This is a genomic window from Bradyrhizobium genomosp. III, from assembly GCF_000261705.1.
GTDB classification, from domain to species: Bacteria; Pseudomonadota; Alphaproteobacteria; order Rhizobiales; family Xanthobacteraceae; genus Bradyrhizobium; species Bradyrhizobium ottawaense.
On the sequence record NZ_AJQF01000327.1, the window covers coordinates 1 to 8,110 of the forward strand.

The window sequence follows — 8,110 nt, forward strand, 5'->3', positions numbered from 1 at the left end:
ACCCAGACGGCGTGCTGGAATCTCTCCGATCTCAAGAAGTGATCGCACACTAAAGCTGCGCGTTCCGTCGCTCCGGGTGCGGAACGCGCAACCTTGCTCATGGAATCAGCGGAAGGCAGATGCGCGAGACACTGACGAGGCTCCGATATCGCTACTGGCCGGACCATCTCCTCGGCGAGATCCTGTCCAAACGCTGGACCGAAACCGCCATCCCGGTGATCCTGCTGCTGATCGTCGGCTTCGCGCTCAGCCGCTCGCTCGAGCATTTCCTGTCCCCATCGAGCCTCGCCGACACGGCGCGGCAGGCGGGCGAAATCGGCTTCATCGGTCTCGGCATGGCGCTGGTCGTCATCGTCGGCGGCATTGATCTCTCGGTCGGCTCGATCTTCGCCCTGACGGATTTCTGCGCGCTCTATCTGCTCGACGTGCTCAACTGGCCTGTCCCCGCCGTGGTGGTCGTCACCATGATCGTCGGCGGGCTGCTCGGCGCCGTCAACGGCGTGCTGATCGGCTATCTCAGGCTGCGCGCCTTCATCACCACGCTGATCACGCTGATCATCTATCGCTCGGCCTACGATCTGCTGATCCAGCGCTATTCCAACGCCATCGCGTCGGCCTTCCCGGACATTCCGTCCTGGGATTTCATCGGCGGCGGCAGCGTTTTCGGCATTCCCAGCGTCGCGCTGGTCTACATCGTCATCGCGATCTTCGGCCACGTCTTCCTGACGCGGCTGCGGCCGGGCTGGCACATCACCGCGATCGGCGGCTCGCGGCGCTCGGCCTACAATTCCGGCATTCCGGTCCGCCGCACAATCGCGCTCTGCTACGTCGCGAGCGGCGTGCTGACCAGCATCGGCGCGCTGTTCTTCGCGGCCCGGCTCGGCACGGTCGGCGGCGATATCGGCGTCGGCCTCGAGGTGATCGTGCTGACGGCAACCGTGCTCGGCGGCATCACGCTCGGCGGCGGCAAGGGGTCGGTCGTCAAATCGATGGTCGGCGTGCTCGTCGTCCTGCTCGTCACCAACGGCCTGACCGCCATGAATGCGCGCGGCGGCGTCAACCGCATGGCGCTGGCAACGATCCTGCTGGCGGCGGCGATGGTCGACATCCGTTGGCAGAAGAATCGCACCCGCATCATCAGCAAGGTCTATGTCGCCCCGACCTATCACGCGCTGCCGCCACCGCCGCCGACCGAGATCGGCAGCGGTGGGCCGTTCGAGCAGAACGACAAGCTGCGTGACGTCTCGCTGATCGGGCTCGGCCGGATCGAGGCGCCCGAGGACGTCATTCTCGACCGCAACGACGTGCTCTACGCGGGATCGCGGCACGGCGACATCATCCGCTTCTTTCCGCCCGATTACGAGCGGATGGAGGTGTTCGCGCATATCGGCGGCCAACCGCTCGGCATGGCGTTCGACAAAGAGGACAACCTCTATGTCTGCATCGGCGGCATGGGCCTCTATCGCATCAAGCCGGACGGCACCGTGGAGAAAGCCACCGACGAGACCAACCGCAGCATCTACTCCGTGAACGACGACAGCCGTCTCCGGCTTGCCGACGATCTCGACATCACAGACGACGGGTTGATCTTCTTCTCCGAAGCCACCGTCCGCTACGAGATGGACGAATGGCCGGTCGACGGGCTGGAAGCGCGCGGCAACGGCCGCATCATCTGCTACGACACCAAGACCGGCACCACCCACACCGCGCTGCGCGGGCTCAAATTCCCGAACGGCGTCGCAGACGCCAGCGACGGGCAATCCATCCTGTTCGCGGAGACGTTCGGCTGCTCGATCAAGCGCTACTGGTTCGCAGGTCCCAAGAAGGGCAACGTCGAGACCGTCATGGACAATCTGCCGGGCTATCCCGACAACATCAACCTTGCCTCGGACGGCAATTACTGGCTGGCGCTGGTCGGCATGCGCAGTCCGTCACTGGATCTCGCCTGGAAGATGCCGAGCTTCCGCCGGCGCATGGCCAAGCGCGTGCCGGTCGACGAATGGCTGTTTCCGAACATCAACACCGGCTGCGTCGTCAAGTTCAACGAGCAGGGCAAGATCCTGGAATCGTTCTGGGACCTCAAGGGCCTCAACCACCCCATGATCACCTCGATGCGGGAGCATCGCGGCTATCTCTATCTCGGCGGCATCGCCAACAACCGGATCGGCCGCTTCAAGCTCGACAATGCCGATCCCGACTTCGTTCAGTACGACAAGCGCTGGGGGAAGCCGTCGTGATCGTCGCTATCAGAGAATTCGCCAACCGCTTCCTCGGCCGTGGCGAGGCGGCTATCACCGTGCCGTCGTTCGACGGGGCGTTGAAGCCCAACCAGGCGCTCGAGCAGGCGGAGATCCTGCTCGAATGCGACGCGCCGGAGGATCTCGCCCCGGACGGCACCTCGCTGCTCATCGCCGATGGCGCGCGGCTGACGCGTTTGACCGGAAACTCTACAACGACGGTTCGCAGCTTCGAGCGGCCGATCTCCGCGCTGGCGTCCTTGCCCGGTGGTGGCCTTGCCGTCGCGCTCGGCGGCATGGAGGTCCGGCTCTACGACAACGCCACGGCCGAGACACCCAGGGCCGCCTTTACGCAGGGGCTGCACGCCGTCAATGCGCTGGCGCCCGCGGCCGACGGGAGGTTGATCGCAACCGATGGATCGTCGTTGCACGATGTCGGCGACTGGGCGCGCGATCTGATGGAGCTCGGCAGGACCGGCCGGCTGCTGCGGCTCGATCCGAAGACGGGCGCGATCAGCGAGCTTGCCGGCGGATTGGGCTACGCTTTCGGCGCCATCACAAGCAACGGCGCCGTACTCGTCAGCGAAAGCTGGCGGCATCGCCTGGTCTCGATCGCACCGGACGGAAGCCGCAAGGATCTGCTGCGGCACCTGCCCGTCTACCCATCCCGGCTTTCTCCAGCGAGCGGCGGCGGCTTCTGGCTCACCGCGTTCACCGCGCGCACCCAACTGGTCGAGTTCGTGCTGCGCGAGCCCGCCTATCGCCGCCGCATGATCGCGGAGATCGACCCGGAGTTCTGGGTGGCGCCGCGTCTGCGCTCGGGCCACTCCTTCAAGGAGCCGCTGCAGGGCGCCCACATCAAGACCATGGGCGTGATGAAGCCCTGGGCGCCGCCGCGGTCGTATGGTCTCGTCATCCGGCTCGGAGCCGACGGCTTTCCACGCTACTCGCTCCACAGCCGGGCCGACGGCGTCAACCACGGCATCGTGTCCGCCGTCGAAGTCGGCAACGACCTCGTGATGATTGCCAAGGGCCCCGGGCGCGTCATCAAGCTGCCGCTGGCATCCCTCGGCGAGGAGGCCCGCGCATGAACGACCTCGTCCTGTCGCTGTCGAAGGCGACCAAGCTCTACGCCGGCGTGCCCGCCATCGACGGCGTCGATTTCGAGCTTCGGCGCGGCGAAATCCACGCCCTCGTCGGCGAAAACGGCGCGGGAAAATCGACGCTGACCAAGATCATGGCCGGCGTCGTGACGCTGACGTCCGGCGGCATGATTGTCGACGGCGTCGACGTCACTCCGAGGACTCCGCTGGAGGCGCGCAACCTCGGCATCGCCATGGTGTTCCAGGAGAACAGCCTGGTGCCGACGATGACGGTGGCGCAGAACCTGTTTCTCGGTCAGGAGAAGTTCTACAATCGCCTGCGCGGCATCTACATCGCGGCCCAGCAATTCCTGCAATCGCTCAACTTCGACGTGGCGCCCACCGCGACGGTCGGCGGATTAGGGGCGGCCAAGAAGCAGATGGTCGAGATCGCACGTGCGGTCCTGCACAAGGCCAAGGTGATCATCTTCGACGAGCCGACAGCGACGTTGACGCCGGAGGAGAAGAAGTACTTCTTCGACCTGGTCAAGGACCTGAAGAAGCGCGGGGTCTCCATCATCTTCATCTCGCACGCCCTCGAAGAGGCGCTGCTGCTCGCCGACCGCATCACGGTGCTGCGCGACGGCAGGCATGTCGTGACCGACGACGCCTCCCGCTTCGACCGGGCGCGCATCGTCCAGGCGATGGTGGGGCGGGATCTCTCCAACACGCTCTATGGCGCGCGCAAGGCGACGGTCCGCGCCTCGGGCAAGCGGGTGCTGACGGTGCAGAACCTGAAGATGGCGCCGATGGTGAAGAATAATTCGCTGTCGGTGTTTGCAGGCCAGATCACCGGCGTCTTCGGTCTTGTCGGCGCGGGACGCACCGAGACGTTCAAGATCGTCGCAGGCATCATGAAGCGCGACTTCTTCCACGGCGGCGAGGTGATCCTCGAGGACAAGCCGGTACGCTACCGCGTCCCCGCCCCGGCGGTGCAGGCCGGCATCGCCTACGTGACGGAAGACCGCAAGGTCGAAGGATTTTTCGAGACCGCATCCATTGCGCGCAACATCTATCTCGGCCTGCTCGCCAAGTTTCCCAAGGGACGCGCCTGGCTGTCACGACGCGAAAGCACGGCGACCGGAAAGTCCTGGATCGAACGGCTCAAGGTGCGCGCCATCGGCGACGAGGCCAAGGTCGTCGAATTGTCCGGCGGCAACCAGCAGAAGGTCGTGATCGCCAAATCGCTGATCCAGGATCCGGACCTGATCATATTCGACGAACCGACGCGGGGCGTCGATGTCGGAGCCATCGTCGAGATTCACGAGCTGATCAATTCGCTGGCCGACAAGGGCAAGGCGGTGGTCGTGATCTCCTCCTACCTGCCCGAGATCATGGCGCTGTCGGACCGCATCCTGGTTTGCAGGCAAGGCAAGGTCGTCGAGGAGTTTTCCGCGCTGGAGGCGACCGAGGAATCCATCATGTACGCGGCGATCCATTGACGGTTGCCCTTCCGCCACGTCGCTGCACAATCAACGCGGACGGATCAGGCGGAACGCGACATCGAGGCGGGCTGCGCGCTTCGCTCGCCCAGCAGCTTGCCGGTGGTGCTGTTGACGAAGTGCAGCGACATGCAGGCCGGGCACCTCACGGACACATAGCTGTCCGCCGGCTCGGAACTCTCGGGCCGCTCGTCATCGATCCGATGCTGGACGTTTATGCCGGTGCGCGGGCACCTGAAGAGAATCTGGCGCTGCATGTCGTTATTCATGCGCCCGAACCGCGGCCGGCGAAATTGCGGATGATTCCTTAGGGGCCCTCCCTGTGTTTGAGATGGGTCAATGCAAAGGCCCTGCTCACGCCTATGCTCTGCATGACATCGGCCGCGCTCCTGCTCCGGTGCCGAACGAAGCGGAGCCCGGACTCCTAGGCACTCCGGGCACCGCTTCGCAAGACGTGGACTGACCGACCGCGACCAGGAGCCGGCTCCGGACGAGCGGCTTCGCCGACGGGTTCGATGGAACCAGGGCAAAAGCCGCGGGTTGCAAAAGCCGCGGGTTGAATGCAGCCCTGGACAGAATACGCGATCGGCCTCGGTGCTTCCAAGGAAGCCGGGGTGGATTGACGTCGCCCTTGTCGCCTGACCGGACCGACACGGCCGTACGGTACCCCCGCCGCCGGAAACAGGCCACCATCGGGACCGCCACGATCAGGAGAGCAGCCATGATATCCGCCAACGTCGACGATCTGACCGCAGTGGTACGCTACGCGCTCGAAACCACCCGTGCGACCACGGTCTGCCCTTTCCACGATGAGGTGATCGTTCGCGTCGGCGACGACGCCGCCGAGAGCCACGCCTACGAACGCGCCAAGCGAATCCTCAGGAGCGACGGCACGGCCTTCGAGGCAGACGCTCTCAGGGAAGAGATCGGCCACCAACTCGCCGCCGCCGCGGACGGACGATGCCCCAAATGCGACCGGACCGATCCGAACAGATAGGCCTCAATCCCTTCAATCCTCCACCCGAAACAGCCGCCACCGCTCCGGCACGCCCTTGAGCTGATGCACGCCGTGATCCCTGAAGCGGATCTCCGACTGCGCCATCAGGTCCTTGACCGCGCTCGAGACCAGGACTTCGCCGGCGCGCGCTTTGGCGGCGACGCGCGTGCCGATGTGAAACGCGAGACCGACCATCTCGCCCCCGCTCACACTGTACTCGCCCGCATGCAGCCCGACCCTGATGTCGAGCCCCAGCGTGCGCACGGCCTTTTGAATCGCGGTCGCGCAGCGGACGCCGGAAGCCGGCGCCTTGAATGTCGCCAGCACGCCGTCGCCGGTCGTCACCACTTCCTTGCCACGCGTACTCTTCAGCTCCTTGCGCACGGCCGCGTAATAGTGGCCCATGACCTTGGTCCAACGCGCATCGCCGAGCTTTGCCGCCTTTTCGGTGGAGCGGACGATATCGACGATCAGGATGGTGGCGAGTGCCTGCTTGAGTTCCGCGCTCCGCTCGGCGGATCGGCGCCGGAGCGCGATCGGCCCGGCCAGCGGCTCGTAGCGGTGGCTGCGGCGCCGGGCGATGGCGGCTTTGGCGTAGTCCTGGGCGCGCTGCGTCGTGCCGCAGCGAACTGTCTTCTCCTGCGGCAATCGCGTCCAGTAGACCCTTCGTCCATCACCGGCGCCCTGCACCTCAACGGCACCCCACTTCAGGAACACCGCCGAGCCGACGCGCCGAACGCACCACGCCTTCGACGTGTAGCCGGATACGTTGGACTGGAGGACTCCGATGCGAAGGAATTTGGGCATGAACGTGCGGCCGATTTGAAAGACCGTTTGGGCGTCTTCGAGGCGGAAGCCTATTCGTACAATCCTGCATCGGCAATAGGGGCTTGCCAAGACTGTCGGCGGCACCTGACACCGGGATCGTGCTGACAGTGCCCAAACGCGAGCCGCCCGTCCATTCGTCGGTCGAGAGTTTTCACTCGTCCAAGCAACGATCAGCCTTCAGACGTGTTCTTCCGACATCAGACACGGTGAGGCGCGCCATGAGCAAGGATGACGGACTGAAGCCTGACGACTTCCCGATCGAGGCCGACAAGGACAAGCTCAGGACACGCAAGGGCGAGCCCGTCGCCTCGGCGGAGTCGGAGCAGATTGCGGACCAGATCGCCGAACGTCTGAACGAGCACGCGCACCAGCAAGAGCAGGATCGTTGGTCCGCGTAGGCGTTACGGGGGTGCCACCCCAGGGCCTGGGCCTGCACCGGGTCTCACAGTTCCGGCGAATGGCGGCCCCGGCTCGACCTCCGCGCCCCTGGACGAACCGCAAATAGATGCCGCCGCTGGGAATTCGTCCCGGGTGAGGCAGTCGCCCTACCCGTGATACGCGAACAGCTCGATCGGATCGCTGAAGCCGCGTACCGCGTGCTTGCCGACGTGCTCCAGCTCGAACTTCCCTTCCACCAGCTCCGCAAAGTCGCGTGACAGCAGCACCGTTCGACCGAGCTGTTTGGTAAGGGCTTCGAGGCGGGAGGCCATGTTGACGGCGGGACCGATCACGGTGAAGTCGAGCCGGCTGGTCGAGCCGATATTGCCGTACATGACATCGCCGACATGGACGCCAATACCGTAATTCAACGGCGCGCGGCTGGTCGCATTGTTCCGCTCGTTCAGCGCGGTCATGGCCTGACGAGCCTCGGTCACGGCGTGGAGGAGGTTCGCGCAGGCATCGGGCTCTTGAAGCGGGAAGATGGCAAGCAGGCCGTCGCCGATGAACTTCAGGATCTCGCCGCCGTGCCGCGCGATCGGCTCGGACATCGCGTCGAAATAATCGTTGAGCAGATCGATGACGTCGTCGCGCGGCCAATTGTCGGAGATCTTGGTGAAATCCCTGAGGTCACAGATCATGATCGCGGCGCGCACCGTCGTGCCGCTGCCGCGCCTGGTGGCGCCGGCGAGGATCAGCTGGCCGGCATGGGAGCCGACATAGGTCTCCAGCAGCGTGCGCGCCAGCCGGTTCTTGATGCGGATCTCGCTGACCAGCGCCAGCACCGGCAGGAGCTTCTTGAGCGCGGCGATATGCGAATCCTCGAAGCCGCCCGGACGGTCGGTCGCGAAGGTGATGAGATGCCGCTTGCCGAGCGTGTGGTAGAGCGGCCAGGCCACATAGTCGGTCAGGCCCTTTTCGCGCATCTCTTCGTACAGGGCGTGCTTGCGGCCGAGCGAGGGATCGCGTTCGAGATTCTCGCGCACCTCGCTCGCGCCGTCCTGCATTTCATTGGCGGGGCTGCCG

The 8,110-nt window shown here is 65.0% G+C and carries 8 protein-coding genes; 5 read left to right on the plus strand and 3 right to left on the minus strand.

Going from position 1 to position 8,110, the window contains the following annotated elements; all coding sequences use genetic code 11:
* Nucleotides 1–119: 119 nt before the first annotated feature.
* The 3 genes from IC66_RS0126585 to IC66_RS0126595 are packed head-to-tail and all read left to right on the plus strand — an operon-like array spanning nucleotide 120 to nucleotide 4,821.
* The gene (locus tag IC66_RS0126585) at nucleotides 120–2,237 is read left to right on the plus strand and encodes an ABC transporter permease (protein ID WP_038949713.1); all 2,118 of its coding nucleotides are present in this window, start codon (nucleotides 120–122) and stop codon (nucleotides 2,235–2,237) included.
* Nucleotides 2,234–3,328 (plus strand): hypothetical protein, encoded by a 1,095-nt coding sequence (locus tag IC66_RS0126590; protein WP_049806644.1) that lies wholly within the window; start codon nucleotides 2,234–2,236, stop codon nucleotides 3,326–3,328. Before IC66_RS0126585 ends, IC66_RS0126590 begins: the two co-directional genes overlap by 4 nt.
* Entirely contained in the window at nucleotides 3,325–4,821 is a 1,497-nt protein-coding gene (locus tag IC66_RS0126595) for a sugar ABC transporter ATP-binding protein (RefSeq protein WP_038949714.1), read from the plus strand. The genes IC66_RS0126590 and IC66_RS0126595 overlap by 4 nt, the downstream gene beginning before the upstream one ends.
* 44 nt (nucleotides 4,822–4,865) lie before the next feature.
* Here the strand turns inward: IC66_RS0126595 and IC66_RS0126600 are convergent, their stop codons facing one another.
* The gene (locus IC66_RS0126600; protein ID WP_240536433.1) at nucleotides 4,866–5,090 is read right to left on the minus strand and encodes a hypothetical protein; all 225 of its coding nucleotides are present in this window, start codon (nucleotides 5,088–5,090) and stop codon (nucleotides 4,866–4,868) included.
* 452 nt (nucleotides 5,091–5,542) lie between these two features.
* Here IC66_RS0126600 and IC66_RS0126605 point away from each other — a divergent pair, with 452 nt between their 5' ends.
* Entirely contained in the window at nucleotides 5,543–5,818 is a 276-nt protein-coding gene (locus tag IC66_RS0126605) for a hypothetical protein (RefSeq protein WP_028142247.1), read from the plus strand.
* A 12-nt stretch (nucleotides 5,819–5,830) separates the two neighbouring features.
* On the opposite strand, the gene IC66_RS0126610 is transcribed toward IC66_RS0126605, so the two are convergent.
* Nucleotides 5,831–6,625 (minus strand): adenylate/guanylate cyclase domain-containing protein, encoded by a 795-nt coding sequence (locus IC66_RS0126610; protein WP_028142246.1) that lies wholly within the window; start codon nucleotides 6,623–6,625, stop codon nucleotides 5,831–5,833.
* Nucleotides 6,626–6,864: 239 nt separating this feature from the next.
* Here IC66_RS0126610 and IC66_RS0126615 point away from each other — a divergent pair, with 239 nt between their 5' ends.
* Nucleotides 6,865–7,044 carry a hypothetical protein gene (locus tag IC66_RS0126615; protein ID WP_038949715.1) on the plus strand — a complete coding sequence of 60 codons (180 nt, stop codon included), beginning with the start codon at nucleotides 6,865–6,867 and terminating at the stop codon, nucleotides 7,042–7,044.
* 147 nt (nucleotides 7,045–7,191) lie between these two features.
* Here the strand turns inward: IC66_RS0126615 and IC66_RS0126620 are convergent.
* A partial coding sequence (locus tag IC66_RS0126620; RefSeq protein ID WP_038949717.1) for an adenylate/guanylate cyclase domain-containing protein occupies nucleotides 7,192–8,110 on the minus strand: 919 nt, incomplete at its 5' end.